Here is a 26,084-nt window from a genome sequence, read left to right as displayed (position 1 = left end):
GGAAGACTTCCGCCCATGCGCATCACGGCACTGTCCGGCGGTGTAGGAGGCGCCCGTTTCCTTCGCGCCCTCCGGACCCACCTCGACCGAACTCCCGCCCTGGCGGGCAGCGAGCTCACCATCATCGGCAACACCGGTGACGACATCACGCTGTTCGGGCTTCGCGTCTGCCCCGACCTCGACACCCTGCTCTACACGCTCGGTGGCGGAGTCCACGAGGGACAGGGGTGGGGCCGCGAGGAGGAGAGCCACCGCGTGCAGGCTGAGCTTGCCGCATACGGTGCCGTGCCACAGTGGTTCGCTCTGGGCGACCTGGACCTCGGGACGCACATCGTGCGGTCGCAGTGGCTGGGGCAGGGCCACTCCCTCACCGAGGTCACCGCCCGGCTCGCAGAGCGCTGGGGTCTCCCGGAGCAGCGGGTGACGCTGCTGCCGATGAGCGACTCCCCCGTGGAGACCCATGTCGTGCTCGAGGACGCGGAGGGACGCCGCGCAGTCCACTTCCAGGAGTGGTGGGTGCGTCTGCAGGCAGCCGTGCCCGCCCAGCGGTTCCAGGCCGTCGGGATGGACCGCGCCACGCCCGCCCCCGGAGTACTGGACGCGATCCGGACCGCGGACGTGGTCCTGCTCCCACCCAGCAACCCCGTCGTGTCCATCGGCATCATCCTGGGGGTGCCCGGCGTCCGAGACGCCTTGCGCGGCAGCGCTGCTCCGGTGGTGGGGGTCTCCCCGCTGATCGGCGGCATACCGGTCCGAGGGCACGCCGACGCCTGCCTCGCCGCCATCGGGGTCGAGTCGACCGCCGCCGGTGTCGCGGGCCTCTACGAGGACTTCCTGGACGGCTGGCTGGTCTCGGAGCAGGATGCCGCCTCCGTCAGGCTGCCCCGAGCCCGCGTCGAGGGCCGGCCGCTGCTCATGACCGACCGGGACGCCGCGGCACGGCTGGCCGGCGCGGCTCTCGAGCTGGCCCTGGAGCTGCGGCCCGGCGGTGTGGAGCTGCGCTCCGCTGGGCGGGACTGACCCATGCCCGCAGTCACGGCAGTACCCCTGCTCGGCCTGCCCGAGGTCCGTGCCGGCGAGGACCTCGCCGCACTGGTCGTGTCCGGCGCCCAGGCGGCCGACGCTGCCCTGCGCGAGGGGGACATCGTCGTGGTGTCCAGCAAGGTCGTGTCGAAGGCTCTGAACCTGTGGGCAGAGGGTGACGCCCGTGAGGCGGCCGTCGAGGCGCACACCTCTCGCGTCGTGGCGGAGCGACGTTCCGGCGGCAGGCTCACGCGGATCGTCGAGGCGGCCGCCGGACCGGTCATGGCTGCCGCCGGCGTCGACGCGTCGAACACCGGTGACCGTGACGGGGTCCTCCTCCTGCCCACCGATCCGGACGGCGAGGCCGACCGCCTCCGCGTCCGTCTCCTCGCGCTCACGGGACTGAGCCGCGTCGGCGTCGTGCTCAGCGACACGGCGGGCCGACCGTGGCGAGCAGGTCAGGTGGACTTCGCGCTCGGGGCGTCGGGCGTGGGGGTCCTGGACGACCTGCGGGGTGGCGTCGACGCCGACGGCCGGCCGCTGTCGGTGACGGTGCGGGCGCTGGCGGACGAGCTGGCTGCGGCTGCGGACCTGGTGAAGGGGAAGGCCGACGCCATACCCGTCGCTCTGCTCCGGGGGACGCCTTGGGCGCTGCCACAGCGTGGCGCCGGAGCCGCCGCACTGGTCCGGGTGGGAGCCCAGGACTGGTTCGAGCTCGGCACCGCGGAGTCGGTCCGGGCCGCCTTGGGCGTCGCGCCCGGCTCCCCCGAAGCGCTCGAGGCGGGCATCCCGTCCACCGCCCCGGAGGACCGACGGGACCGGCTGGCCAGGGCAGTGGCCGTGGCGCTGAGCGCGTGTCCGGGCGCCGCAGTCGACATTGGTGGCATGGACGACCTCGGTGACAAGGGTGGCGACGTCGGTGCCGACCTCGTCCGGGTGTGTGCGCAGACGCCCTACGAGCTGGGCGTCGCGGTCAGCAGGCTCCAGGTCGCCCTGTGGGGAGAGGGACTGGACGCCGAGGTGCCCTCGGCGGCCGGTGGACCCGAGGTCGCCATCAGGGTGAAGGAGCGACAGGGGCCGGTCAGCGGGTCACTCGGCTCGGCAGATGCGTTCGAGGCGGCATCCGGGGACCCCGACGCGGCCGCATCGCGCCGTCGAGGCTGAGGAGCTGCTGGACCCGGAACCGGTGTCCGCGGTACGGCTCGAGCAGCTCGGCGAGCGCATCGTCGTCCAGCGCCTCGCCGGTCAGCGCCCAGGTGATGTCCTTGGCCACGTGGTAGTCGCCGAAGCTCACCGCGTCCGCGTCGCCCAGGGCCCGCTGGGCCACCTCGGCCACGGTCCACGTGCCCACGCCCGGCAGTGCTAGCAGCCGGCTCCTCGCCTCCTCCAGCGGCAGCCTGGCGGTCGCCTCGAGGCGGCCCGCAGCTCGGACGGCGCGGACGACGGTGCCGGAGCGGGCGCCGTCGACCGACGCCCGCAGCCATTCCCAGGACGGGATCGCCGCCCACTCCTGGGCCGTCGGCGCCACCCATAGGCCGCGGGCGGCGCCGGGCCCCGGGGCCCTGGACCCGAACCGGTGGACCAGCATCCGGTAGCCGCCGAACGCCTCCTGGCCGGTGACCTTCTGCTCGACCACGGCCGGCACCAGCGCATGCAGGACCAGGGCGGACCGGGGCACGTGCCACGCCGCATACCGGCGGTGCGCCCGCGCCACCCGCGGATGGTGGCTCACGAAGCCACCCTCGTCGTCGTCCCGACCCAGCAGCGACGGTACGTGGTCCAGGACCCACTCGGCACCGGGCCCCCAGGCCGTGGCATGCACCTCTGCGAGGTCGGAACGCTGCACCAGCCGCAGCGTCGCAGGACCGTCCGCCGTGGGCAGGCCCATCCACGACCCCGCACCCCGATCCGCGTGGAAGGTCGGGTCGCCCCCGCCACGGCGGAACGCGGAGACGATCAGCCCCACCGCCGTCGGCCGGCCAGGAGACCACACCCGGGAGAGCTCCAGCGACGGCATGCGACCAGTGTGTCCTGCCACTGTGACAACCACCGCAGGAGGGGCACGTAGACTCGGCGGGACCCGCCCCCCATCTCCCGAGGACCCCGTGAGCAACAAGCGTGCGAGCCAGGACCGCAAGGCCCGACTGGCCGAGATCCAGAAGCAGCAGAAGGCCAAGGAACGCAAGGTCGTCATCGGGATCGTCATCGGCTGCCTCGTCCTGCTCGCCGCGCTCGGCGGTGTGGTGGCCTTCGCGGTCGGCGACGCGAAGTCCAAGCAGCTGCCCAACCTCGGGGTCTCGGTCGCGGCAGCCAAGTGCGACCCGGTCACGACGGACCCCAGCAGCGGCTCCGGTGAGCATGTCGGCCCGGGGACCCAGAAGCCCAACCAGACCTCGGTCAAGTACGCGACCATCCCGCCGAGCAGCGGGCCGCACTTCGTGAGCCCCGACGTCAGCGGCCGGGACTTCTACACCGCGAGCGACCGCCCGCCGCTGGAGACGCTCGTCCACAACCTCGAGCACGGCTACACGATCCTCTGGTACGACGGGAGCAAGGTGAAGGACACCGCGCTGCTCAAGGACATCGCCGACCAGGGCAACAAGCTCAAGGACAGCACGGGGAAGTTCAAGGTCGTCGAGTGGGACGCCTCACGCGGCGCCTTCCCGGCGGGCAAGGTGTACGCGCTCTCGCACTGGGCCAAGGATGCCGGCCACCGTCAGCTCTGCGGCGACCTCTCCGGCCAGGTCATCGTCGACTTCGTCAAGAAGTACCCCGCCTCCAACACGCAGGAGCCCGGAGCCGCGTAGCTCCTACAGATGGGCGGGAGGCAGGCGCAACGGCGGTCCGGCCGGTGCGCCCTCCTTGAACGCGGCCCAGATGTACGTCGGCGCCAGCGGCGCAGCGGCGCCGAGGAGCCTGCCCGGCACGCGTGAGACCCACGCAGGGATCTGGTCCGTTCCCGCGAACGCCGCAGGGTCGGCCACCACGGGGAGGGTGTAGTCCCAGATGTCGTAGGCGGAGAACAGCCGGCGCAGCCCCGTGCGCGAGTAGTAGTGCTCGTAGTACTGCTCGCCCCTGCGGGTCAGCCGCAGGTAGCGGTCGGCGGCCCGCTGCGGCAGCCAGGACAGGAACGGCAGCCGGTAGTGCGGCTCGACCAGCTGGTGCCGGTGACCGATCCCCAGGTACAAGACGCCGGCAGGGGCCAGCACGCGGTGGATCTCGGCCACCACGGCCTCCGGGTCGACGACGTGCTCGTAGATGTGGTTCAGGACGACGACGTCCACGGAGTCGTCGTCCAGGGGCAGCTCCTCACCGCGAGCCACCCGGAAGTCCACCCGCTGACCGAACCGCTCGCGCGCCTTGGCCAGCCCGGGCTCGTCGATGTCCACACCGGTCGTCCGCGCGCCCGCCAGCGCCAGCTCGTCCGCGATGAACCCGGCGGAGCACCCGACATCCAGGGCAGTGAGCCCGTCCAGGCTCTCCCGCCCCAGCGCATGCCGGACGACCGCGAGGATCTTCTGGGCCTTCTGGCGCCGCTTGCGCTCGTCGAGCATGGCGGCCATGAGCTCGGAGTAGGCCAGCTGCTCCGCCCGCTCCTGTGGCTCACTGCCCATGGGCGGTCCCCACCTGTCCGTCGTCGGGCTCGCCGACGACGATGCCCTCCCGAGCCCGCTCCTCACGCGAGGTGATGAGGTGGTGGGAGCGCGCGTACCCCCAGCCCAGCAGAGCGAACAGCACATCGGCGGCAACGGTCAGGAAGCGCGACAGCACGACGACGGCCGTGGCGGCCGACGTGGAGGTCAGGGGCGCGAGCAGCAGCACCAGCAGGCCCTCCCGCACCCCCACCCCGGCAGGCAGCAGGACGCTGAACATGGCCACCGACGACGCCAGCGCGAAGCCGGAGATGGTGGCCAGAGCGAGGGACGACGAGTGTTGTCCGGAGCCGACCGCCCGCGCCAGGACGAACGCGTGGAGCCCTGAGCACAGCCAGGCGCTGATGAAGCAGGCGGTGGCCAGCAGGATGGCGCGGCCCGAGAGCTGGTGCTCCAGCGGCTCCCTGTGCAGCACCCGCAGGATGGTGGCGACGCCCCAGTTGAGCAGCGGGGGCCACAGCACGACCGCCAGCAACGGCACCGCCAGCACGAGCATCCAGCCGGTGCCTGCGGTGTCGTCGCGAGAGATGAGCAGGGGCAGCGCCGGCAACCCGACGATGAGCCCGCAGATGGCCGCGAGCGCGACGGTGACGAAGGCCACGACGGCGGAGCGGCGGCGCGGGATGTGCAGCCGTGCTCCCATCTCGGCCTGGGCGACGATGCTCCAGACCGCGCCAGGCAGGTACTTGCCGAGCTGCCCGACCAGGAAGATGCCACCCGACGGTGCCAGGTGCAGAGGCGAGCCGAGGTCGGCGAGCAGGACCCGCCAGCCCAGCATGGTGAGGACGGGCGGGATGCAGACCAGGACCACAGCCAGGGCGAAGGTGCCCGCGTCGATCCGGCGGATGTCCGTGGAGACGGCTGCCCAGTTCCGGGCCACCGCGACGCCGACGGCCACGACGACGAGCAGGGCCAGCAGCACGCGCAGGAGGGTGAAGAGCCGGGCGCGCGTCATCAGCGCCGCCGCAGGGTCAGACGCAGGAGCCCGTAGGCCGCATCCGTGCGGGTCGAGCTGTCCGAGGCCTGGCGCATCCTGCCGGTGATGTCCCCGTCGAGGTCCCCCACCAGGACGAAGCCGAGCTCGTGGGCGCGCGCCAGCACGCCACGGACGTCCGCGGGACCCAGGGCGCCCTCAGCGCCGGAAGGACCGATCGGCAGGGTCACGCACAGCAGACCCCCCGACTTCAGGGCCCACGAGGCCTGGCTCATCGCCTCGTCGATGTCGTCGGCATCGCAGCCGCCGGGATGGAGCCGGACGACGACGTCGAGGGAGGCGGTGTCCACGTCGAGGACCTCCACGGAGGACCGGTGCCCGGTCAGCTCGAGCTCGACCGGCGCGAACCCGATGGCGCGGGCCCACCGCGACAGCGGGGACCGGCCGCCGGACTCGTCGACGATGACGGCGCTCCTGCGGCCGTCGTCGCGCACGCGCACGATGGCGGCGAGAGCGCCGAGGGCGGCCCAGGCGGCGATGGCGTCACCGCAGCGCGGCAGACCGAGGCGCCGGGCGAGGTCCTTGGCCCCGTCCGCGTCGTCCCCGTCCGCCAGGATGTCCGAGGCCCTCACCCAGTCGGGGAGGTCCGTCCGGCCCAGGACGACCTCCGGGCGGGAGGCGGCCACCACGCGGCGGGCCAGGCCGGCCGCACGGTGTCTGAGGTGCCCCACCACGACAGCGGCCCCGCTGGCACCTTCCGCGGCACCCTCCGTCGCCCCGCCGTCGCCGGCTTCCACTGCGTCGTCCGCCGCAGGCTCCACGGAGGCGAGCGCCTCGATCGCCCCGACATACCGTGCCCAGGGGCCGGACAGGTCGGGCGGGCGCACTCCCGCCCGCAGCTTGTCGGCGTACCCAGGCTCGGCAAGGCGTCGCAGCGCGGCCACGAGCGCCTCCCGGTCCCCCGGCGGGACGAGGAGACCGTCGACGCCGTCGCGGACCTGCGCGGCGAAGGTCCCCACGTCCGAGGCGAGGACGGCCAGGCCATGGTGCTGCCCGAGCAGGGCGTTCTGGGAGGCCGTCGCGCTGCGGTACGTCAGCGTCAGGACGTCGTGCGAGGCGAGCAGCGGTGCCAGGCGGTCAGCCGGGACGTAGCCGCTGTGGACCTCGACCCGCTCGCGCAGCCGCGGGTCCTGGGCCAGCGTCTTGACCCGCTCACCGCTGGAGCCCCACATCTCCCCGGCCACCGTGAGGGTCGGTCCCGGGACGTGGGCGAGGGCCTCGAGGAGCAGGTCCACACCCTTGTACTGCCGCACCATCCCCAGCGCGAGCAGGCGGGGAGGGCCGTCGTGCGGAGCGCGGTCCAGCGGCGCCCCGCCAGGCAGGTGCGGCGGTAGCTCCGTCACGGACACGCGCGCCGCGTCCAGCTCGTAGGCCAGCCGCGCCTGGGAGTCACTGTGGACCAGAACGGAGTCCACCCGCTCGAAGAGCTGCCGCATCAGCTGGCGCTCCCCGGCGTGCGGCTCGTGCGGTAGGACGTTGTGCGCCACGACGACGGTGCGTGGGGTCCCTTGCCTGCGCCGGCCCACCGCTGACCGACGGCCGACCCCGGCCGCTCGCAGGAGGGCGAGGTGTGCCGGGACGACGGCTGGGATGACCTGGACGAGGAGGACCACGTCGAACCCGCGAAGCCGCCGGCCGGTCCGGACCCAGGTGTCCGGGCGGGCCCAGCTCAGCGCCCGCACGGTCCGCGGGAACGGCGCCACGTCCGGCGTGCCGCTGGGCACCGCCTGTTCGCCGGGGTAGAGCCTGCTGGGGTAGAGGTGCGACCACGCGACCAGGGTGACGTCATGGCCGGCTTCAGCGAGCTCGTGGGCCAGGGTGGTGGTGTGCGCGGCGACCCCGCCCTTGTACGGATGCGTGGGCCCGACGACGGCGACCTTGAGCGCGGCGGCCGGGGTCACCGAGCGTTCCTGGAGCGGAGGCCGCGCTCGGGCCGCGCGGCATACGGCTGGGCGGTCACACTCCGGCCCTGGAGCGGACGACGAGGTCGGACAGCAGCGCGAGGGAGCCGATCATGATGCCGCTCACCACCAGCAGCACCGTGCTCGCCGGGAAGTAGAACGGGTGCCGCACCATGTCGACGACGCCCTTGACGAGCCCGATGACGATGAGCCACAGGGCGGGGGGCATCAGGACCTTGAGCGGGTCGAAGTACATGACCATCCGGAGCACCTGGAGGATGTAGCGGTACGCGTCGTGGGCGAAGTGGAACTTGCTGACGCCCGCCCGCTTCGCATAGCTCGTGGGGACGTACTTGATGTCGTGCTGGTTGCTCAGGAACGCCAGCGTGATGGTCGTGACGCAGCTGAAGCCCGGAGGCAGCAGCCGCAGGTACGGCAGGGAGACCTCGCGGCGGAAGGCGCGCAGCCCGCTGTTCAGGTCCGGGATCGTCTGGTTCGTGAGCTTCTCGGCGATCTTGCGGATCAGCCACTTCGCAGGCACGCGGGCCCACTTGTGCGTCCCCTCCTCCGTGGTCCGCGCCCCCACGACCTGGTCGTACGACGGGTCGTCGCGCAGGATGCGGACCAGCTCCGGGATGCGCTCGTTCTCGTACGTCATGTCCGCGTCGGTCCAGACGACGATGTCGCCGAGGGCCTGCTGGGTGCCGATCCGGCGGGCCGTCCCCGACCCACCGTTGCGCCGGAACGGCATGACCCGCAGGTTGGCATAGCGGGTCGCCGCGTCCTGCAGGACCGCGAGCGTGTCATCGGTGGAGGCGTCGTCGATGCACAGCAGCTCGTAGGTGAGCTCGCTGGCGTTCATCACCGCGGTGATCCGCTCGATCTCCTGCAGCACGTGCTGGGCCTCGTTGTAGCAGGGCAGCACGATGGTGACGTAGGGATGCATCGTGTCGGAGCTCGAGGCCTGTGCTGCGGGCGCCGGCCCTGGGAGGTACGCGGCGTCGGCCGGATGCGGTGGCGCGGACCGTCCCGTCGGCGCCTGCTGATGCAGGGGAGCTGTGCCGGCTCTGGCGCCGAAGCTCGCCGTGGCCTCCGGGGAGGGGCTCGGAATCTGCTCGGTGACGGGTGCATCAGGACCGGTGCTGGGGTGCTCGCTCATCTCGCGAGGAGCCTACCCGGCGACGCCGCTGAGCCGTGCTCGCCGGCCCGCGGCCCCGGCCGACACGGGCCAGTCGCCCGACGGCCGCGGTCATATGGAACGGTGGTCCCGTGGACACCGAACAGGTGCTTGACCTGATGAAGCACGTCGCGGCCGAGGTCATCACGCCGCGGTTCCGATCGCTGGCCGACGGCGAGGTGATGGAGAAGAACCCCGGTGACCTCGTCACCGTCGCCGACCAGGAGTCGGAGGTCATCCTCACCCGGGAGCTGTCGGCGGCGTTCCCCGGCGCGTTCATCCTCGGCGAGGAGCGCACGGCGACGGACCGCACCGCCATCGCCCAGTTCGTCGCGGCCGAGCATGCCTTCACCGTGGACCCCGTCGACGGCACCAAGAACTTCGTCCATGGTTCGCCGGACCACGCCGTCATGGTGAGTGAGGTCAGGGGTGGCGAGACGGTCCGCGGCTGGATCTGGCAGCCCGAGCACGAGGTGGCCTGGGTCGCCGAGAAGGGCGCGGGCGTCTGGCGCGACGGCGAGCGCGTGACCCGGGCACCGGTGGCCGACGCCGACGAGCCCCGAGGCGTGACGTCGATCTGGCCGCTGCGCGGGCACAGCTTCGGGACGCTGCCACCCCTGGTCGGGTCGTGGGTGTGCTGCGGCGTCGACTACCCGCGCCTCATGGAGGGCGCCACCGACTACATCCTCTACGCGCGCAACAGCCCGTGGGACCACTCTCCCGGATCCCTCATGGTTCGCGAGGCAGGCGGCGCCGTCGGCCACCCGGACGGAAGGCCTTATGCCCCGACGTCGCTCACACCGGGCATCATCGTGGCCGCGGACCGCGCGACGTATGCCGCCGTCCGCCGCCAGGCCCCCGACGCCTTCGCCCGGCGCTGACCCCCGACGCCTTCGCCCGGCGCTGACCCCGGCCGACCGCGCGCTGACTCCCGCGCTGACTCCCGCGCTGACCGAGGCCCGGCCAGGCGCGCGCCGGCCCTTCCGGTGAGCCGTCGGCCCCGGCCATCCCGGCTGTCGAACCCATGGCTCACTCCCCGCGCCCCAGCCACACCTGGACCGGGAGCTCCACCAACGAGTCGGGTCGCCGCTCCAACAGCCGGGCGTCCTCCTGGACACGTACGTCCACAACCACGACCGGAGCGCCCGAGCCGAGCCGCCTCACCAGGTCCGGGGAGTCCGCAGCCACCAGGACCAGTCGCCCGCCGCGGGCGTCGACCGCCCGCGCGACCTGGTCGACGACGGCCCTCATCCGCGTCGGGTCCCCGCGCAGGGCCGAGGTCGTGGACAGCGCGCTGACGCCGCAGTAGCCACGCAGCACCTGCGGCCACTCGTTCGCCGCCCTCGAGTCGACCATCAGCGCGACGTCGCCGGGCCGCAGGGCCGCACACACGTGGTCCACCGCCGACCATTCGCCCCGTTCCACCCGCTCGGTGGCATGCGGCCACGTGGCCCACGCTGTCGGAACGAGCAGGGCACCAGCCACACCGGCGCTCACCGCGACGTTGACGGCATACGGCAGCCGTCGGGTGGACCACCGCGACGCGACCGCGGCGCAGGCCACGGTCAGCACCACCACAGTCGGTAACGCGACGAGAAGCCGTCGGTCAGCCCACGGGTGGTCCGGAGTGATGCCCGGGCGGTAGAGCGTGAGCAGCGTCGACCCGACCGTCACGATGGCCACCCCTGTCCAGGCCGGCAGCACGTGCGAGTCCACCCACGCGGACGTCGCTCGGTGCGCGAGCACCGCGGTTGCCAGCAGGGCCAGCACCAGGGCGGCCGGTCCGACCCACCAGGACATCCACACGACGGTGTGCTCGGCATAGGTACGGCCGCCGTCGACAGCCAAGCCCTGGCGGGCCTGCAGCCCGGCGACAACCCTGGCGCCGGGGTCCGCGGCCGACTGGCGTACGACCTGCCACCAGGGGCGGCTGGCCAGGACGAGGCCGATCACCACGAACGCGGCCGCCAGCGCGCGGGCGAGCCACGCCTGGACGAGCGAAGGCATGGCCCACCGTCGCCGTGCCCCCAACAGCAGGACGGCACCGAGGACGCAGACCGCCATCCCGAGGGCCACCAGCGGGAGCAGCGAGCCGGCGATGCTGCCGAGGTACTGGCTCGACGTCAGCCAGGTGAGGCCGAAGGCCACGGCGGCAGAGACTGCAGTCGACACCCCGAGGGGCCTGGCGTGGGCCTGGCGCTGGAGCGCGGCGAGCACCACCACCGGCACCACCAGCACCACCTCACGCAGAGCGTCGATCCTGATGACGACCGCTCCGCCCAGGAGGACGCCCGCGACGACCGCGGTGCGCCGGGCGATCGCGACGTCCACGACCCGCGCACTGCGAGCCGCCAGCCCCATGGTCACGAGCCCTGCAGCCAGGACGGGAAGGGCGAGGGGCTCCGAGTACGTCGAGCGCGCGACATGCACCAGGGGGAACAGCAGCGCCGTCCCGGCTGCCGCCAGCGGCCCCCACCGGGAGCCGACGACGGTCGAGGCGAGCCACCCGACCGCGAGCACGGTGAGCCCGAACAGGATGGCCGGCGCCCAGGCCGCGCCGGCCCGTCCCGCGCCCCACCAGGCGACGGAGTACCAGGCGGAGGCGCCGATCGGGAACTGCGGTTGGAGGGTGGGGTGCTTCGGGGTGCCCGTGGCGAAGAACGCAGGGCTGGCCAGCGTGACGCCGGGGACAGCGAGGACGCCCGACCCTCCGACGGAGTCTGGCGAGACGGTGATGGGCCGGGAATGTCCGGAGGAGAGCTGGATCGCAGACTGGAGGTACGAGCCGGAGTCCCGGCGGGGCAGCACCTGCTCGGAGTGCGTCACTCCCGCCCACGTGGCCGCCGCCAGGGAGAAGGTGACGAGAAGCGCTGCCGACCAGACCGGCAGGGGCCGCACGGGCACCACAGCGGCGCCGTACCGAGCCGCCACGGCGAGCAGCAGCAGCACCGGGACGGCCACCCCCGGGTGCCACAGCCCGAGGAGCGCCAAGAGGCCCGCAGCGACAGAGCCGAGTACCAGCACGAGCGCCGACCACACGACGGTGCGGGTGACGAGCCAGCCCGCCCACCCCTCGCCGCGCAGGAGGGGAAGGTCACCGGGGTCGCGGACATACGGGTAGCTGCGGGGCGCGCGGCTGCTCACAGGCCGCAACGCTACTGCGCGGTCCCCCGTCGCCGGTCCTCGGTACGAAGTCGTCGCTGAGCCGCCGCCGCGGGCGGGCCGTCGTCCATCCGAGGAGGTGAGCCGGTGAGGTGATCGCGATAACCTCACGCCCATGCCTGCAGCCGACACGTCCGCGGACCCTGCCGCCCGCCCCCGCACGGTCATCACGTTCGGGACGTTCGACGTGCTGCATGTGGGACACATCCGGATCCTCAAGCGCGCGGCGGCTCTGGGCGACCGCCTGGTCGTCGGGGTCTCGGCCGACGCGCTCAACGAGAAGAAGAAGGGCCGTGCGCCCGTCTTCTCCCAGGACGAGAGGGTCGAGATCGTGAGCAGCCTCGCGTTCGTCGACGAGGTGTTCGTGGAGGAGAGCCTGGAGCTCAAGCGGGACTACATCGTCGAGCACCGGGCCGATGTCCTGGCCATGGGCGACGACTGGAAGGGGCGCTTCGACTTCGTGTCGGACCTCTGCGAGGTCGTCTACTTCCCGCGCACCCCCTCGGTGTCGACGACAGAGCTCATCGAGCACATCGCCAACACCGCTTGATGGCAGCCACTCCGGCAGAGGTCCTCGCGGCCCTGGTGCGCTCGGACCCGGGTCGACCGCGGGTGACCTTCTACGAGGACAGCCCCGGGGCCGCCAAGGGCGAGCGCATCGAGCTCAGTGCCAAAGTGCTGGCCAACTGGGTCGCCAAGGCAGCGAACGCCTTGCAGGAGGAATGGGATCTCGGCCCCGGCTCGCTGGTCCGGCTGGCCCTCCCGCCACACTGGCGCGCGCTCTACTGGGCACTCGCCGTGTGGTCCGTCGGCGCGACGCTGGTGCTCGGCGAGGCAGAGTCCGACCTTGTGGTCGGCGACGACCCGGAGACCATCTCGGCGGCCACCGTGCCGTCTGTGCTGGTTACCCTGCCCGCCCTGGCCCGGAAGGCGGGCGCGCCGGTGCCCGCCGGCGTGATGGACGAGGCGAGCGAGCTCTCCACGTATGGCGACCAGCTCAGTGTGTGGGCCGAGCCGGCCCCCGGCGACGTCGCGCTTCGGCACCGCGGCGCGGGCACGGCGTACAGCGCGGTCGTGCCTGACCGCGACTGGCCCGTCGGCTCCCGGGTGCACACCACCGCGGCCCACCTCGACGAGGTGCTGTCCACGGCCCTCGCCGCCTGGGCGGTGGACGGCTCAGTGGTGATCTCCCGAGGGCCTGAACCGGAGGGCGGGCGGGTCGCGAGGCTCGCCTCCGAGGGCGTGACGCTCGAAGTCTAGCGGCGGCGGAGCTCGGCCTCGAGAGCCTGCCAGGTCAAGGTGGCGACCACGCCGGTGCGAGCGAGCTTGGCACGGCCCTGGAGGGCTTTGACGGCATTCTGCGTCTGTGGCCCGAAGCTCCCGTCGGCGGTGATCCCCAGCCCCTTCTGCAGCGCCGTGACGGCTGCTCCGCGCGACCCCGGCCGAAGCACGGTCGCGTAGTACGCACGCAGCGGGTAGTCGCGTCGCTCCAGCGCCTGCCATACCTTGGCGTCCGTGACGCCTGTCGTCGGGAGGCGGTGTGCCTTCTGGAAGGCGCTCACAGCGGCGACGGTGCGCGCACCGTAGGCACCGTCGACCGCGACGCCACCGAGCGCGCGCTGCAGCGTCTTGACCGCCGCGCCGCGTGACCCGGCCCGCAGGACCGTGGACATGAGCGCGGTGTACGGCGTGCTCGTCCGCGGGGTGGTCGTCGACCGGGAGGCTGTCGAGCTCGACCCCGCCGAGCTCGCGGTCATGAGGGCGGCCCACGTGGTGGGCCCCACGATGCCCGTGGCGGGCAGGTTGCGGCGTGACTGGAACGCCTTGACGGCCGCCTCCGTCTTGGGGCCGAACTGCCCGTCGGCCGTGACGCCGAGCGCCTTCTGCAGCGCTGTGACCGCCGCGCCGCTCGACCCGTGGCGCAGCGTCAGCTTGGCGTAGGGCGCCAGGGCTGTGGCGGGGGTCGGCGTGGCAGGCACCGGTGTCGGTGTGTGAGGCACAGGTGTGTGAGGCACAGGGGTCACGGGCGCAGGTGTCACGGGGGCCGGGACCGGCGTCGCCGGCGCAGTGGCACCGCGCGGCGGAACCAGCTTGAGCGCCACCATCTTCGCCCAGGTGGCGGCATCGAGCTGCCCTGTCACCTTCAGGCCGTGCGCCCGCTGCCAGGTCTGGAGAGCGGCCAGCGTCTTCGGTCCGAAGACGCCGTCCGCCGTGACGCCCAGCACCCGCTGCGCGAGCGCCACGTCCGCCCCGGTCGAGCCCACGACCAGCAGCGAGTAGACGGCCGAAGGCGCCTGTGGTGGCGTCGTCGGTTTCGGCGCGGCAGCCGGGCCGAGGTCCACTGTGGTCAGGGCTCTGCCGGTCCACCACGACGTGCGGGCGTAGGCGCCGTCCCAGGAGAAGGAGAAGTGGACGTGGTCGGTGTGTGGGACCGGGCCTGTGTATGCCGCCCACCCCCGAGCCGGGTCGTAGACCCGCCACATCCTCTTGTTCCAGATGATGTACATGATCCCGAACCGCCGCGCCATGGCACCGGGCCGACCCTGGGCGTCGGGCGCCGAGAGCCACTGCGTGACGGCGTCGGCGATGGCCTTCTCGCCAGGCTTGTCGACGCTGAGCATCCAGTCCCAGGCCCGGCCTTCAGAGTGTTCCGTCACGCCGCTGTTGCAGTTCCGGGTTATCCCCCAGGCCGCGCTGCCGACGCCGTAGTTGGAGGTCATGAGCTTCGCGAAGGCCACCACACCGGGCTTCGCGACAGGGTCGCAGAGTCGCTGCGCCTCGTACGGAGGGGCGACGTCCAGCGCGCCGGGCAGCGACTTCGAGGGGAGCTTGGGCAGCCCCGCCGCCTCCGCCGTCGTCACGGCGAAGGGGACGGTGATGACGGGGATCGTCAAGACCCCTACAGCGCGGGCGACACGCGACACGAAGCTCTCCAGTGGAGGACGGCGCCGGCACGCGGCGCGGGGAACGAGTGGGCACCGGAACCATCAGTCACAGGAGGCAACCGCCGGAACAGGCAGGACATTTGTCCCATCGGTGCTCAGCAGTCACAAGGGCTTCGGGTGAACTACAACCGCGGAATTAGCCGGTTCTCCGCCGAACGGCCGATGTGGTCCACGGCCCGAGGTGGTCGCGGGCTCTCACGCGCCGCGGCTCCCGCAAAGCGGCCAACCTGGCAACGAGGCGGATCCCCCGGCGGATAGAGTCCGGCCATGGACAAGGTCGTCTCCTCGGTAGCCGAGGCCATCGAAGGGATCGTCGACGGCTCCTCCCTGGCGGTGGGTGGGTTCGGGTTGTGCGGCATCCCCAGTGTGCTGATCCGGGCCATCCACGATGCGGGGGTCGGCGACCTGGAGGCGATCAGCAACAACTGTGGGGTGGACGACTGGGGGCTCGGGATCCTGTTGAAGGACAAGCGGATACGCCGGATGGTGTCCTCCTACGTCGGGGAGAACAAGGAGTTCGAGCGGCAGTACCTCTCCGGGGAGCTGGAGGTCGAGCTGACGCCGCAGGGGACGCTGGCCGAGCGGCTGCGCGCCGGCGGTTCGGGGATCCCGGCGTTCTACACGGTGACCGGGGCCGGTACGCAGGTCGCGCAGGGTGGCCTGCCGTGGCTGTACGCCGCCGACGGGACCGTGGCGAAGGCGTCGCCGGCGAAGGAGACGAAGGTGTTCACGGTCGAGGGGGTGGAGAAGGAGTTCGTCCTGGAGCGGGCCATCGTCGCCGACTTCGGGCTGGTCCGGGCGTGGAAGGGCGACCGCCACGGCAACCTGGTGTTCAACCGGTCGGCCCGCAACTTCAACCCCCTCGCGGCGATGGCCGGCCGAGTGACGGTGGCCGAGGTCGAGGAGCTGGTCGAGCCCGGTGAGCTGGACCCCGACTCGGTGCACCTGCCCGGCATCTACGTTCACCGGGTGCTGGCATTGACCGCCGAGCAGGCGGGCGAGAAGCGCATCGAGCGCCGGACCGTCCGGCCCCGTCAGGACGCGGTCGACGCCTCCGTGACGCCTGGCGCCGGCGCGGGCAGCGAGACCCCCGCCACCACCGACAGCCTGCGTCCCAGCACCGGCCAGGAGGGCTGAGCGATGGCGCTGACCCGTGAGCAGATGGCGGCCCGGGCTGCCCGCGAGCTGTCCGACGGCTCCTACGTCAACCTGGGGATCGGCCTGCCGACGCTGGTCCCGAACTACGTGCCCGACGACGTCGAGATCGTCCTGCAGTCAGAGAACGGGATCCTCGGCGTGGGTGCGTACCCGGTCGACGGCGAGGAGGACCCGGACCTGATCAATGCCGGGAAGGAGACGGTGACGCTGCGTCGCGGCGCGTCGTTCTTCGACTCGGCCACCAGCTTCGGGATGATCCGCGGTGGCAAGGTCGACGCCGCGATCCTGGGTGCCATGCAGGTCTCGGCCACCGGCGACATCGCGAACTGGATGATCCCCGGCAGGATGGTCAAGGGCATGGGCGGGGCGATGGACCTGGTCCACGGCGCCAAGAAGGTCATCGTCCTGATGGAGCACACCGCCCGCGACGGCTCGTACAAGATCGTGAACGAGTGCTCGCTGCCCTACACCGGACGCGGCGTCGTGCAACGCATCATCACCGACCTGTGCGTCTTCGACGTCACCCCCGACGGCCTGGTCCTGCGCGAGCTCGCCGAAGGCGTCACCGAGGACGAGGTCCGCACCAGGACCGAACCGCGCTTCAGCACCGACCTGCCGTAGCAAGACCGCCTGGACGGCCCGCCGAGGAGTCGCCGAGGGTGGTCAGGCGCCTGCAGCCGCCAGGGCGTTGACTGCAGTGACGATCCGCTCGAGGTCGCCCTGTGACAGCGACGGGTGCACCGGCAGCGAAAGGCACTCGGCCGCCGCGCGGGCGGTCTGCGGGAGGACGGCGTTCGGCGAGTGCTCGAACGGTGCCAGCTCGTGGTTGGGGATCGGGTAGAACATCCCCGAGCCGATGTTGTGCTCCGCGCGAAGGGCCTTCGCCAGTCCGTCGCGGTCCTCGGGCACGCGAACCGTGTACTGGTGGTAGACGTGTACCGCGCCGTCGGCGACCGGGGGCGGCGTCACTCCCTCCAGGTGGGCTGAGAGGAAAGCGGCATTCTCCTGGCGTCCCGTGGTCCAGGCGCCCACCTTCGTCAGCTGCACGCGGCCGATGGCGGCGTGGAGGTCGGTCATCCGGTTGTTGAACCCGACGACCTCGTTCTCGTACTGCCGCTCCATGCCCTGGTTCCGGTAGAGCCGCATCAGGCGCTCGGTCTCCGGGGTGGCGACAGAGACCATGCCGCCCTCGCCCGACGTCATGTTCTTGGTCGGGTAGAGCGAGAACATGGCAAAGGCGCCGAAAGCGCCGACCGGCGTGCCGCCCAGCGAGGCACCGTGGGCCTGCGCCGCATCCTCGAACAGCTGCAGGCCATGCCGGTCGGCAACGGCCTGCAGTGCGGGCATGTGCGCCGGGTGGCCGTAGAGGTGCACCGGCATGACGCCGACCGTCCGCTTGGTGACACACGCCTCGACGGACGCCGCGTCCAGACAGAAGCTGTCCGGGTCGATGTCGGCGAACACCGGGGTCGCGCCCGTCAGAGCGACCGAGTTGGCGGTCGCGGCGAAGGTGAACGACGGCACGATGACCTCGTCACCCGCGCCGACCCCGCTGGCGAGCAGGCCCAGATGGAGGCCCGAGGTGCCGGAGTTCACGGCGACGCAGGAGCGACCGAGCCCGAAGTGCGCAGAGAACTCCTCCTCGAACGCCTTCACCTCGGGACCCTGGGCCAGCATCCCCGACCGCATGACCCGGTCCACCGCGGCCCGTTCCTCGTCGCCGATGATGGGCTTGGCGGCAGGGATGAAGTCGGTCATACGGCGGAGACCTCCGTCTCTGTGGCGACCCCTGGCCGCCGTGGGATGGGCGGATCCGTCCCGGACCCGCCAGACACCCTATCCCCGCAGCGCCGGCCCTACGGGACGACCTTCGAGTAGCCGCCCCAACCCGTCAGCGCCACGGTGCCGGTCGCGACCCCGCCCAGACCGTTACCGGCATACAGCACCATCGCCCCGTCGCTGGTCCGGCGGCCGAGCAGGTCCGCCCTGCCGTCGCCGGTCACGTCGCCCGGGCCGACCAGCGCGTTGAACGAGCCGAAGCCCCGCGTGACCACCCGCCTGGCCAGCCAGCCGCCGGCGCCGTTGCCGGGGTACACGTACAGGATGTTCGTGGTGCTGAGAGCCAGGACGTCGCTCTTGCCGTCACCGGTGAAGTCGCCGCTGGACAGGATCTGGCGCATCCCGTTCCACCCGGTCCCGACGACGCTCGGGCTGCCCAGCCGCCCGTCCCCGGTGCCGGGGTAGAGCCACAATCGCCCGGTGGCGGTCTCCCGGGCGAGCAGGTCGTTGTGGTGGTCGCCGTTCCAGTCCCCAGGCGCGGCGACCTCGTCGAAGCTGTTCCACCCGGTCCCCAGCGGGACCGGCGCGGTCGTGAAGGCACCAGTGCTCGAGCCGGGGTAGTACCACAGGCTGCCGTCGCTGCGCCGGGCCACGAGGTCTCCCCGGTTGTCCGCGCCGAACGGGCCGGCCGCGCGGACCAGGGTGAAGGAGCCCCAGCCACCGCCCGCCGACATGGGCGACGCGAACCCGGAGGCGCCGTTGCCCTTGACCACCTGCAGGGTCCCACCCGACGTCACGGCCAGCAGGTCCGCCATTCCGTCGTCGGAGACGTCCCGTGGGAAGGCAGGGCTCGACACCGCCGGCGCGCTCGTCACCGCGAACCACTCGGACCTCAGAGTCGCCCGGCCCTGGCCGGCGAGAACGCCGTTGAGCCGCACCTGGAACTGTGGGCCGGTCATGGTCTCGGAGCCGCTGGCACCGACCACCCTGATACTCGTGATCCTTCCCCCGAGGTCCCCGTGACTATCCCGTGAGAGCATCTCCAGCCTGGCGAACCGACCGGTCGAGGGGAACGCTGTCTCCAGCGAGGAGACCGGGAAGCTCAACGTCCAGTCGTGTGCGCTCGACGGGTGCACGCCGTCGTAGGGATCGACCTTCGCGACCAGGTAGGGCTGCACGCCTGCCGACATCCACCCGCCGTTGGAGGCGCTGAACTGGGTGAAGGCGAGACTGCCGCCGTAGGTCACGACCTGACCGATGGTCGCGCTGACCGCGGAGGTGGACGAGGCGAACTCGTGGGCCGCTGTCAGCGTGCCGCTGGGCGAGTAGTCGGCGACGCCGGAGTACATCTGGCACGCCGTCGTGTCACACGTGTCGTAGGTCGCGGTGGAGGACTTGGACGCCCTGTCGAAGGCCGCGTACGTGCGCGCCGCGACCGCCTGCGCGCGCAGCGCCTCGACGGCCCAGCCGGCCGGCATCTCGCTCGGCACCACGCTGTTCAGGTACGTGTTCATCGGCACCCGGTTGACGCTCATGAGACCGCTGCCCGACAGCAGCGCCGTCACGGCCCCGCGGTAGTCGCGCAGGTTCCCCGAGGGCAGGACGACGCGCAGGACGCCGCTGGGAGTGGCGAAGGTCAGGGGCGATCTGGAGCCCTTGAAGGCCCCGTCCGTCGTCCAGCCCGAGGTCGCCGTCCGCCACTGGAGCAGGAACGACCCTCCGCCGCTGGGCACGGTGATGCGCCAGGCGGCGATGGTGGAGGTACCGGCGGTGTGAGGCAGCGTGATGGTCCGCGTGCCGTCGGTGAGGGTCAGCCCCGACGCCCACACGACCTCCGTGTCCGCGCTGCCGAGGATCCGGAGCTGGACGCGGAGGGTGGGGTCCCCGTAGGCCCCGCTCACGGCGGTTCCCGGGTAGTAGAACGCCATGATCTGCCGCCACGTGAGCCCGCTGCTGGCCGCTCCGTAGGCGCCCCACTGCGACATTCCATGGCCGTGCCCATAGCCGTGTCCGACGAGGTCCATGGTGCTGGAGGCGGGCCGGCCGTAGCTCTCGACCGCCGCCGCGCTGCCAGCGGTCGCGACGGTGGTCACCACCAGACCCGCTATCGCGACGAGGGCGATCCCATGGCGGCGGAGGCGGCGCAGGGGACTGACGGGCTCTGGGTGAGGTGACATGACTTCTCCGGCGGCCCCGGACGGAGTCCGAGGCCAGGCGCGTGGGGGCGGGTGATGCGGTGATCGTATGCCGATGGCCGAGGTGACCCGAGCCAAACGCAAGGATTGATGCGAAAACGTCGTAGGGTGGCGTGCCGTCAAGTCCCCGCTTCCCCTGGACGTCGTATGAGCAAAAGGTCTGCCCTCCTCGCACGTGCCCTGCACTCCCTCCTCGCCCTGGCGGTGGCCATCGCTGCGGCGGCGACGACCGCCTCACCGCAGGCAGAGCGCGGCGGCGCCCAGCACCAGGCCGTCGTCGCCACCGCCCAACCCCCCGTCCGGACGACCTTGCGTACGGTGCCCCTGACCTCACGGGCGCTGTCCGTGCGCCACGGGGCCAGGCCCTCCGCTGTGCCGGACCGGGCCCGCACCCTGGCCGGCGCGCCGGCGGGCCTGACGCCCGCGGTGAGCACCACCGCCCTGAACACCGCTCCGTTCTCGCTCGTGGCCGTGACCTGGGACCAGGCGCTGGGCGAGCACGACCTCGTCGCGTACGCGCGCACACGGAGCAACGGCCGCTGGACCGGCTGGTTCGCGCTGGCTAGCGAGGTCGACGAACACGCCCCCGACCCGGGCACCGCCGAGGGGATGCGGTCGCGGCAGGCGACCGCACCGCTGCTGGGCGCCCGCTCCGACGGGGTACAGGTCCGCGTCGACACCCGCTCCGGCGCGGTACCGCGCGACCTGCGCCTCGATCTCGTCGACCCGGGCGCGTCACCCCGCACCACGGCCGAGCCCTCGTTGGCCCTGGTCCCGACCGCGACCACGAGCCTTTCCACCTCGCCCCGGCCGCCGATCCGCAGCAGGGCCGCGTGGGGCGCCGACGAGTCGAAGGTCCGGGACGTGCCCGGGTACGGCACCGTCAAGGGCGCCTTCGTCCATCACACCGTCAACAGCAACACGTACAGCCAGGCAGACGTCCCCGGTCTGATCCGCTCCATCTACGCCTTCCACGTCGACAGCCGGGGCTGGGACGACATCGGCTACAACTTCATCGTCGACCGCTTCGGCCGGATCTGGGAGGGCCGCAAGGGCGGGGTGGACCGGGCCGTCATCGGCGCGCACACCGCGGGGTTCAACGCCCAGGGCTTCGCCATGGCGGCGCTGGGCACGTATGACACGGCGCGGGCGCCGGACGTCGTCATCGCGGCCTACGTCCAGCTGTTCGCGTGGAAGTTCGCCATCCACGGCGTCGACCCGCGCAGGACGACGTACTACAACACCAAAGGGAACAACGCCATCTCCGGTCACCGCGACATGGGAACGACGGAGTGCCCCGGTGACGCGCTCTACGCTCAGCTCGGCGCGATCCGCTCGAAGGTGATCTCGCGGATGAGCCCCTTCCCCCGCTTCGACTCGCTCTCCCCCGCCGGAGACGCCACCGGCGACGGAAACCGCGACGTCGTCGGCATCGACCGGGATGGCACCCTGCGCCTGTACCCCGGCAACCGTGCGAGCGGCGGCTTCCTCCCGCCTCGCGTGGTGGGTTGGGGCTGGCAGTCGATGGACCGCGTCATGGGCGTCGGCGACTTCGACGGCGATGGCAAGGACGACCTGATGGCGCGCGAGCGCCGGACCGGTGCCCTGTTCCTGTACCCCGGCTCCGCGCGAGACCACACGCCGTACGCGACGCGGGTCCAGGTGGGCTCAGGCTTCGGCCGGATGGACAACGTGAAGGCCGCAGGCGACCTCAACGGTGACGGCTTCCCCGACATCGTCGCCAACGACAACGACGGCCGCCTGTGGCTCTTCGGCGGGAACGGGACCGGCGGCTTCCTCCCCCGCCTCGAGATCGGCAACGGCTGGTACGTCGTCAACGAGATCGCCGGCGGCGGCGACTACACCGGAGACGGCAGGGACGACCTCGTGGGCCGCACCACCTCGGGAGACCTCTACGTCTACCCCGGCCCCGGCGCGAGCCAGACCCGGATCACCTCGCGGATCCTTGCGGCCAGAGGAATGAACGAGTTCGACACGATCATCGGGCCGGGCAGCTGGACGCCCGACGCCAAGCCCGACCTGCTGGCGCGCAGCGACTCCACGAACGCCCTGCGGATCTACTACGGCGCCGGGAAGGGCATCGTGACTCGGGGACGGGTGGTGGGAACCGGCTGGTAGGGACGTGCGCCTCGCCGGGACAGGGCCCCTCTTCAGCGGTTCGCGTCGATGGCCCGCACCGCTCGGGCGCAGCTGAAGTGCTCGGAGACGTCCTCCTGGGAGGCGGCAGTGAGGACTGCCGGTCGGCGGCTGAGCGTGAGCACAGCGCAGCTCTGCGCCACGTCGAACTCAGCGCCCGGCGTCCTCGGGCGTCCGGTGCCGACATGGTAGAAGTCGAGCAGCATGCGCGCGATGACCTCCCCTCGCGGACTCACACCCAGCCTCCAGGTCACCTGCGCATCAGCCGCGGCCGGGCGGGTCACCGCGCGAAGTATCGCGCCGTTCGCCCTCGGTCCCTGACCGAAGGCCGCGAGGAACGGAGTCAGTGCCGCGAGCACGGCGAACATCGCCGCGAGCCCGCTGATGAGCGCACGCCTAGGGGTGAGCCAGGTCCCCGCTGCAGGCCCGGACCTGGCCCTGAGCGTGTCGCTCACCTGTGCGACAGCTGTCCACGCCAGAGGGACTGCCAGCACAGCTGCGTGCCAGGTCATCTTGGTCGGGTAGTACGAGCCGAGGGAGGTGTGAACGACCTGCGCTACGAGGACCCCCGTGACCAAGGACGTCGCCGCCATACCCGCCAGCATCCAGGCCAGCCCCTGAGGCTTGCGACCCTTCAGGGTGACCACTGCGCCGATAGCCCCCGCGGTGAGCCAGTAGACGGGGGGCTTGGCGATCGCCCCGGGGACGGACGCATGTCCGAGCCCGAACTGCGTCAACACAGCCCACATCGGGCTCCAGGCCAGGAGGACCGCCACCGCGCCGGTCGCGAGGATCCCCGGCCTCTGGACGCCGGGGCGTCCACGGCGCCACAGCGCCGCACCGGACGTCACCCATGGGACCATCGCGATGGGGAGGGCCATCTGCCACGTGTGTGCCACGGCCACCAGTGCAGCGCACCCCGTCAGGAACGCCGGCCAGTGTGAAGCCCGCCTGCTCCCTTCCTGCGCAGCCACGACCAGAACGAGCGCCAACAGGATCGTCGTCTGGAAGCCCAGTGCCATGGTGAAGACGAAGAAGCTGGGGGTCAGCATGGTGGCGCCAGTGAGCAGGCCGACACCCAGCGCCGCCCTGTCCCGAAGGCCCAGCCCTCGCGCGAGGTGCAGGGCGCATAGGGACATCGCGAGGACCAGAACGGCGTAAAGCCCCCACACCAACACGCTGGTGAGCCGTACGGACGCAAGCAGTCCGGCCGGCCCCTGCGTCTGCGCCCCGGATGCGCTCATCAAGGTGGCAACGAGTGCATGCCATCCCAGCGGGTACGGGTACCCGTCATAGCTCAGACTCCCGACGTGCCGTAGCTCTGAGGCGAAGAGCAGGTGGGAGGTGTTGTCGATGCTGCTGAGGAACCACCCCGCCGCCGCGGGCAGGGGAAGCAGGACGTTCGCGGCCATCGAGTAGCCAGCGAGGACGAGTGCAGGGAGGCAGACCACGGCCTCCGACCGAGACGCCACCCGCACCTGCGCCGATGAACGCCGTGACAAGGACAGCAGCGAGGACGCGCCCGTCATCGCCACCAGCAGCACCTGAGCGCCCGTCCGTGACGAGAACGGCCCATAGCCCCACACCGAAACGAGGGACCACGCCACGATCGTGGCAACGACTACGAACACCAGGGCCGAAGGCACACACGCTACGACCGAGCGCCGCCCGGACAACGCGACAGCCACGAGTGTGATGAGGAGCACGAGGGTGACGATCTCCCAGCCGGCCAGGCACGAAGCCACGGTGAGACCCGTGAGCAGCCAGGTGGACCAGGTCCTGGACAGCCGTGCTGTCGCGAGGTGCGGCCGCCTCTGATGCTGCAGCGTCAGCTGACCGCCCCCTCCAGGCAGCTGGTCGAGCTCCGCCGGGGTAGCCGACAACACCATGTGAGTCCCTGTCCTCCCCTGTTCGAAAGCTGATCGGTGAGACACTGCCACCCTAGGGAGAAGGATCAGGCGCGGATCGGCTGTCGGCCCAGCGCGACCGAACGGAGCCCATGCACTCATCCGAACGGACGACCGGGCACACGGTCAGCCGGCTCGGACCAGCCACGCCCAGACGGTCGGCGATGGCCGCGTGCGATGGCTTATTCTGCAGCAGCAGCGACAACCGAGGCGCCCCAACGCCCAGCAGCCGAGAAGACCGATGAGGGTAGCGTGGCAGCGAACGACAGAGGACACGGCTCGGAGACCTCAGGCGCCCAGTACGCCGAGCGACTGCAGCGCTTGCAGGGGGCGGCCTGGAAACGCGCCCTCGACGTCCAGGCCCCCTACCGCTGGAACCTTCGGCGTCTGAACCTCGGTCGGGTGCTGGACATCGGGTGCGGCATCGGTCGCAACCTCCAGCACCTCGATGGCAACGGAGTGGGCGTCGACCACAACGCCCACTCGATCGCCGTGGCAAGGGCCCGTGGGGTGACCGCCTACCTTCCGGAGGACTTCCGGGCCTCGCCCGAAGCCCGAGAGGGCACGTTCGACTCGCTCCTGCTGGCCCACGTGATGGAACACCTCGAGCGCGACGTCGCCGAGGACCTGGTTCGGGAGTACGTGCCGTTCCTGCGGACGCACGGGCGCCTCGTACTCATCACGCCGCAGGAGGTCGGCTACCGCAGTGACGCCACTCACGTGCGGTTCGTCGATGCCGCGACGCTGGCGGACCACGCCGCACGCCTGGGCTTCGTCGTCACGCGCTCGTACTCGTTCCCCTTCCCGCGCCCGGTCGGAAAGGTGTTCGCCTACAACGAGTTCGTCGTCGTGGCGAGACGAGCGGACGCTTCGCCGACGACTGAGCGCGGCCTCACGAGGCGGCGCGGTCGCGCGGCGTGACAGGCTCCGTGTCCCGCGTCGCGTTCTCCCGGGCCGCCAGCCCATCGGTCTTCGTCTCCTCCCGTCGGATGGCCTCCGAGATGGCCAGTGCGCGGGCCAGCTGACGAACGCGGTTCTCGTTCTCCCGGATCCTGAAGAACAGGCCCAGGGTCGTGATGGCGAAGACGACGACCAGGAGGTACAGGATGAGGTCCGTCCCCCGGCTGACGCCCAGCCTCTCGGCCGCCCATTGGGGGATGTTCGGATCAGCAATGGAGACCACGGCCGCAGCGAAGAGCGTGATGGCCGCCAGCCTGGACCAAGCCCGAAGCGCGACCCCATGCCTGTTGCGGAACAGCACCACCAAGATGCCCATGAAGCTCGCGATGAGGACGATCTTGATCCAGGTCATCGGCGTTGCCCCCGCAGCATCCTGTCGAGCACCACATCGACCCCGATGTTGACCGAGTTGATCGAGGACTGTCCCTTGGACATCGAGTAGTCGGTGTACTGCACCGTGACGGGCACCTCCGCACACCGCAGGCCGCTCTCGGCGATCCGCGCCAGGAACTCGCTGGCCCACCCCATGTCAGGGACGCTCAGGTCGAGAACCTCGGCGAACCGCCGGCTGAACGCCCGGAGGCCGTTGTGAGCGTCGGTGAGGGAGATGCCCGAAGCAGCGCGCTCGAACACGCGTGCCGCCCGAAGCAGCGCCCGGCGGCTCGCCCTCATGTTGGTCGCCGTGCCCAGGAACCGCGACCCCAACAGGATGTCCTCCTCGCCCGTCCGGAGGCGCTCCACCATGCTGACAGCGTCCTCGACGCGGTGCTGGCCGTCCGCGTCGAAGGTGACGATGAAGCGGGCCTGCGGGTCCAGGAGCGCGAAGTGCACGCCCGTCTGCAGGGCACCGCCGGCACCCATGTTGAAGGGATGCCGCACGAGATGCGCTCCCGAGGCCAGGATCTCCATGGCGGACCCGTCCGTGCTGGCGTCATCGACGGCGACGACGTTGGCGAATGACTCCTGCAGCTCGTGCAGGACCTCACGAACGACCGTGACTTCGTTGAAGGTGGGGACAACGACCCAGGTGTCGCTGTTCGCCTGCATCGAACCTCGTCTCCGTCCTGGGCCGT

The 26,084-nt window shown here is 71.6% G+C and carries 22 protein-coding genes; 10 read left to right on the top strand and 12 right to left on the bottom strand.

Going from position 1 to position 26,084, the window contains the following annotated elements:
* The first annotated feature begins 15 nt into the window (after positions 1-15).
* The gene (gene cofD / locus PHA84_RS02265; protein WP_270886464.1) at positions 16-1,020 is read left to right on the top strand and encodes a 2-phospho-L-lactate transferase; all 1,005 of its coding nucleotides are present in this window, start codon (positions 16-18) and stop codon (positions 1,018-1,020) included.
* A 3-nt stretch (positions 1,021-1,023) separates the two neighbouring features.
* Positions 1,024-2,187, top strand: a complete 1,164-nt coding sequence (locus PHA84_RS02260; RefSeq protein WP_270886463.1) for a coenzyme F420-0:L-glutamate ligase — start codon at positions 1,024-1,026, stop codon at positions 2,185-2,187.
* Here PHA84_RS02260 and PHA84_RS02255 read toward each other — a convergent pair.
* On the bottom strand, positions 2,105-3,040 hold the full coding sequence (locus PHA84_RS02255) for a DNA-3-methyladenine glycosylase family protein (protein WP_270886462.1): 936 nt from the start codon (positions 3,038-3,040) through the stop codon (positions 2,105-2,107). The genes PHA84_RS02260 and PHA84_RS02255 overlap by 83 nt on opposite strands.
* An 88-nt stretch (positions 3,041-3,128) precedes the next feature.
* On the opposite strand from PHA84_RS02255, the gene PHA84_RS02250 reads away from it, so the two are divergent.
* Positions 3,129-3,830 (top strand): DUF3105 domain-containing protein, encoded by a 702-nt coding sequence (locus PHA84_RS02250; RefSeq protein ID WP_270886461.1) that lies wholly within the window; start codon positions 3,129-3,131, stop codon positions 3,828-3,830.
* Positions 3,831-3,833: 3 nt separating this feature from the next.
* Here the strand turns inward: PHA84_RS02250 and PHA84_RS02245 are convergent, their stop codons facing one another.
* The 4 genes from PHA84_RS02245 to PHA84_RS02230 are packed head-to-tail and all read right to left on the bottom strand — an operon-like array spanning position 3,834 to position 8,730.
* On the bottom strand, positions 3,834-4,637 hold the full coding sequence (locus tag PHA84_RS02245; protein WP_270886460.1) for a class I SAM-dependent methyltransferase: 804 nt from the start codon (positions 4,635-4,637) through the stop codon (positions 3,834-3,836).
* Positions 4,627-5,631, bottom strand: a complete 1,005-nt coding sequence (locus tag PHA84_RS02240; protein WP_270886459.1) for a lysylphosphatidylglycerol synthase transmembrane domain-containing protein — start codon at positions 5,629-5,631, stop codon at positions 4,627-4,629. Before PHA84_RS02240 ends, PHA84_RS02245 begins: the two co-directional genes overlap by 11 nt.
* Positions 5,631-7,571: a glycosyltransferase family 4 protein gene (locus PHA84_RS02235; protein WP_270886458.1), complete on the bottom strand. Its 1,941-nt coding sequence runs from the start codon at positions 7,569-7,571 to the stop codon at positions 5,631-5,633. The genes PHA84_RS02240 and PHA84_RS02235 overlap by 1 nt, the downstream gene beginning before the upstream one ends.
* A 55-nt stretch (positions 7,572-7,626) precedes the next feature.
* Positions 7,627-8,730, bottom strand: a complete 1,104-nt coding sequence (locus PHA84_RS02230; RefSeq protein WP_270886457.1) for a glycosyltransferase family 2 protein — start codon at positions 8,728-8,730, stop codon at positions 7,627-7,629.
* A 110-nt stretch (positions 8,731-8,840) separates the two neighbouring features.
* On the opposite strand from PHA84_RS02230, the gene PHA84_RS02225 reads away from it, so the two are divergent.
* On the top strand, positions 8,841-9,629 hold the full coding sequence (locus PHA84_RS02225) for an inositol monophosphatase family protein (RefSeq protein ID WP_270886456.1): 789 nt from the start codon (positions 8,841-8,843) through the stop codon (positions 9,627-9,629).
* Positions 9,630-9,777: 148 nt separating this feature from the next.
* On the opposite strand, the gene PHA84_RS02220 is transcribed toward PHA84_RS02225, so the two are convergent.
* A complete protein-coding gene (locus PHA84_RS02220; protein WP_270886455.1) occupies positions 9,778-11,892 on the bottom strand; it encodes a hypothetical protein in 2,115 nt (704 codons plus the stop codon).
* A gap of 133 nt (positions 11,893-12,025) precedes the next feature.
* On the opposite strand from PHA84_RS02220, the gene PHA84_RS02215 reads away from it, so the two are divergent.
* Together PHA84_RS02215 and PHA84_RS02210 are read left to right on the top strand one after the other, a co-directional pair.
* On the top strand, positions 12,026-12,460 hold the full coding sequence (locus tag PHA84_RS02215; protein WP_270886454.1) for an adenylyltransferase/cytidyltransferase family protein: 435 nt from the start codon (positions 12,026-12,028) through the stop codon (positions 12,458-12,460).
* Positions 12,460-13,170, top strand: coding sequence for a TIGR03089 family protein (locus tag PHA84_RS02210; RefSeq protein ID WP_270886453.1), 711 nt, complete (start codon positions 12,460-12,462; stop codon positions 13,168-13,170). The genes PHA84_RS02215 and PHA84_RS02210 overlap by 1 nt, the downstream gene beginning before the upstream one ends.
* Here the strand turns inward: PHA84_RS02210 and PHA84_RS02205 are convergent.
* Positions 13,167-14,804, bottom strand: coding sequence for a peptidoglycan-binding domain-containing protein (locus PHA84_RS02205; protein WP_270886452.1), 1,638 nt, complete (start codon positions 14,802-14,804; stop codon positions 13,167-13,169). The genes PHA84_RS02210 and PHA84_RS02205 overlap by 4 nt on opposite strands.
* A gap of 318 nt (positions 14,805-15,122) precedes the next feature.
* On the opposite strand from PHA84_RS02205, the gene PHA84_RS02200 reads away from it, so the two are divergent.
* Together PHA84_RS02200 and PHA84_RS02195 are read left to right on the top strand one after the other, a co-directional pair.
* The gene (locus tag PHA84_RS02200; protein ID WP_270886451.1) at positions 15,123-15,992 is read left to right on the top strand and encodes a CoA transferase subunit A; all 870 of its coding nucleotides are present in this window, start codon (positions 15,123-15,125) and stop codon (positions 15,990-15,992) included.
* A gap of 3 nt (positions 15,993-15,995) precedes the next feature.
* Entirely contained in the window at positions 15,996-16,634 is a 639-nt protein-coding gene (locus PHA84_RS02195; protein ID WP_270886450.1) for a CoA transferase subunit B, read from the top strand.
* 42 nt (positions 16,635-16,676) lie between these two features.
* Here PHA84_RS02195 and PHA84_RS02190 read toward each other — a convergent pair whose 3' ends face one another.
* Together PHA84_RS02190 and PHA84_RS02185 are read right to left on the bottom strand one after the other, a co-directional pair.
* The gene (locus PHA84_RS02190; protein ID WP_270886449.1) at positions 16,677-17,771 is read right to left on the bottom strand and encodes a DegT/DnrJ/EryC1/StrS family aminotransferase; all 1,095 of its coding nucleotides are present in this window, start codon (positions 17,769-17,771) and stop codon (positions 16,677-16,679) included.
* A 98-nt stretch (positions 17,772-17,869) separates the two neighbouring features.
* Positions 17,870-19,969: a SpoIID/LytB domain-containing protein gene (locus PHA84_RS02185; RefSeq protein WP_270886448.1), complete on the bottom strand. Its 2,100-nt coding sequence runs from the start codon at positions 19,967-19,969 to the stop codon at positions 17,870-17,872.
* Positions 19,970-20,134: 165 nt separating this feature from the next.
* Here PHA84_RS02185 and PHA84_RS02180 point away from each other — a divergent pair, with 165 nt between their 5' ends.
* Positions 20,135-22,126, top strand: a complete 1,992-nt coding sequence (locus tag PHA84_RS02180; RefSeq protein WP_270886447.1) for an FG-GAP-like repeat-containing protein — start codon at positions 20,135-20,137, stop codon at positions 22,124-22,126.
* A 32-nt stretch (positions 22,127-22,158) separates the two neighbouring features.
* On the opposite strand, the gene PHA84_RS02175 is transcribed toward PHA84_RS02180, so the two are convergent.
* Positions 22,159-24,033 carry a hypothetical protein gene (locus PHA84_RS02175; protein ID WP_270886446.1) on the bottom strand — a complete coding sequence of 625 codons (1,875 nt, stop codon included), beginning with the start codon at positions 24,031-24,033 and terminating at the stop codon, positions 22,159-22,161.
* 270 nt (positions 24,034-24,303) lie between these two features.
* Here PHA84_RS02175 and PHA84_RS02170 point away from each other — a divergent pair, with 270 nt between their 5' ends.
* On the top strand, positions 24,304-24,972 hold the full coding sequence (locus tag PHA84_RS02170; protein ID WP_270886445.1) for a class I SAM-dependent methyltransferase: 669 nt from the start codon (positions 24,304-24,306) through the stop codon (positions 24,970-24,972).
* Here the strand turns inward: PHA84_RS02170 and PHA84_RS02165 are convergent.
* Both PHA84_RS02165 and PHA84_RS02160 read right to left on the bottom strand, forming a co-directional pair.
* Complete coding sequence (locus tag PHA84_RS02165; RefSeq protein WP_270886444.1) at positions 24,944-25,363, bottom strand: DUF2304 domain-containing protein; 420 nt, start codon at positions 25,361-25,363, stop codon at positions 24,944-24,946. The two genes, PHA84_RS02170 and PHA84_RS02165, sit on opposite strands and share 29 nt — an antisense overlap.
* Entirely contained in the window at positions 25,360-26,058 is a 699-nt protein-coding gene (locus PHA84_RS02160) for a glycosyltransferase family 2 protein (RefSeq protein WP_270886443.1), read from the bottom strand. Before PHA84_RS02160 ends, PHA84_RS02165 begins: the two co-directional genes overlap by 4 nt.
* Between the last annotated feature and the right edge of the window lie 26 nt (positions 26,059-26,084).

The sequence above is a fragment of the Pedococcus sp. 5OH_020 genome (assembly GCF_027812955.1).
Taxonomy (GTDB): Bacteria; Actinomycetota; Actinomycetes; order Actinomycetales; family Dermatophilaceae; genus Pedococcus.
The sequence above is the reverse complement of the archived record's forward strand: the minus strand, read 5'-3'. Positions and strand labels throughout refer to the sequence as shown.

Excerpts from the sequence above, each read along its gene's own strand:
- cofD (WP_270886464.1), top strand. The coding sequence starts at position 16 with ATGCGCATCACGGCACTGTCCGGCGGTGTAGGAGGCGCCCGTTTCCTT.
- PHA84_RS02260 (WP_270886463.1), top strand. The coding sequence starts at position 1,024 with ATGCCCGCAGTCACGGCAGTACCCCTGCTCGGCCTGCCCGAGGTCCGT.
- PHA84_RS02255 (WP_270886462.1), bottom strand. The coding sequence starts at position 3,040 with ATGCCGTCGCTGGAGCTCTCCCGGGTGTGGTCTCCTGGCCGGCCGACG.
- PHA84_RS02245 (WP_270886460.1), bottom strand. The coding sequence starts at position 4,637 with ATGGGCAGTGAGCCACAGGAGCGGGCGGAGCAGCTGGCCTACTCCGAG.
- PHA84_RS02240 (WP_270886459.1), bottom strand. The coding sequence starts at position 5,631 with ATGACGCGCGCCCGGCTCTTCACCCTCCTGCGCGTGCTGCTGGCCCTG.
- PHA84_RS02230 (WP_270886457.1), bottom strand. The coding sequence starts at position 8,730 with ATGAGCGAGCACCCCAGCACCGGTCCTGATGCACCCGTCACCGAGCAG.
- PHA84_RS02215 (WP_270886454.1), top strand. The coding sequence starts at position 12,026 with ATGCCTGCAGCCGACACGTCCGCGGACCCTGCCGCCCGCCCCCGCACG.
- PHA84_RS02210 (WP_270886453.1), top strand. The coding sequence starts at position 12,460 with ATGGCAGCCACTCCGGCAGAGGTCCTCGCGGCCCTGGTGCGCTCGGAC.
- PHA84_RS02200 (WP_270886451.1), top strand. The coding sequence starts at position 15,123 with ATGGACAAGGTCGTCTCCTCGGTAGCCGAGGCCATCGAAGGGATCGTC.
- PHA84_RS02195 (WP_270886450.1), top strand. The coding sequence starts at position 15,996 with ATGGCGCTGACCCGTGAGCAGATGGCGGCCCGGGCTGCCCGCGAGCTG.
- PHA84_RS02190 (WP_270886449.1), bottom strand. The coding sequence starts at position 17,771 with ATGACCGACTTCATCCCTGCCGCCAAGCCCATCATCGGCGACGAGGAA.
- PHA84_RS02185 (WP_270886448.1), bottom strand. The coding sequence starts at position 19,969 with ATGTCACCTCACCCAGAGCCCGTCAGTCCCCTGCGCCGCCTCCGCCGC.
- PHA84_RS02180 (WP_270886447.1), top strand. The coding sequence starts at position 20,135 with ATGAGCAAAAGGTCTGCCCTCCTCGCACGTGCCCTGCACTCCCTCCTC.
- PHA84_RS02175 (WP_270886446.1), bottom strand. The coding sequence starts at position 24,033 with ATGGTGTTGTCGGCTACCCCGGCGGAGCTCGACCAGCTGCCTGGAGGG.
- PHA84_RS02165 (WP_270886444.1), bottom strand. The coding sequence starts at position 25,363 with ATGACCTGGATCAAGATCGTCCTCATCGCGAGCTTCATGGGCATCTTG.
- PHA84_RS02160 (WP_270886443.1), bottom strand. The coding sequence starts at position 26,058 with ATGCAGGCGAACAGCGACACCTGGGTCGTTGTCCCCACCTTCAACGAA.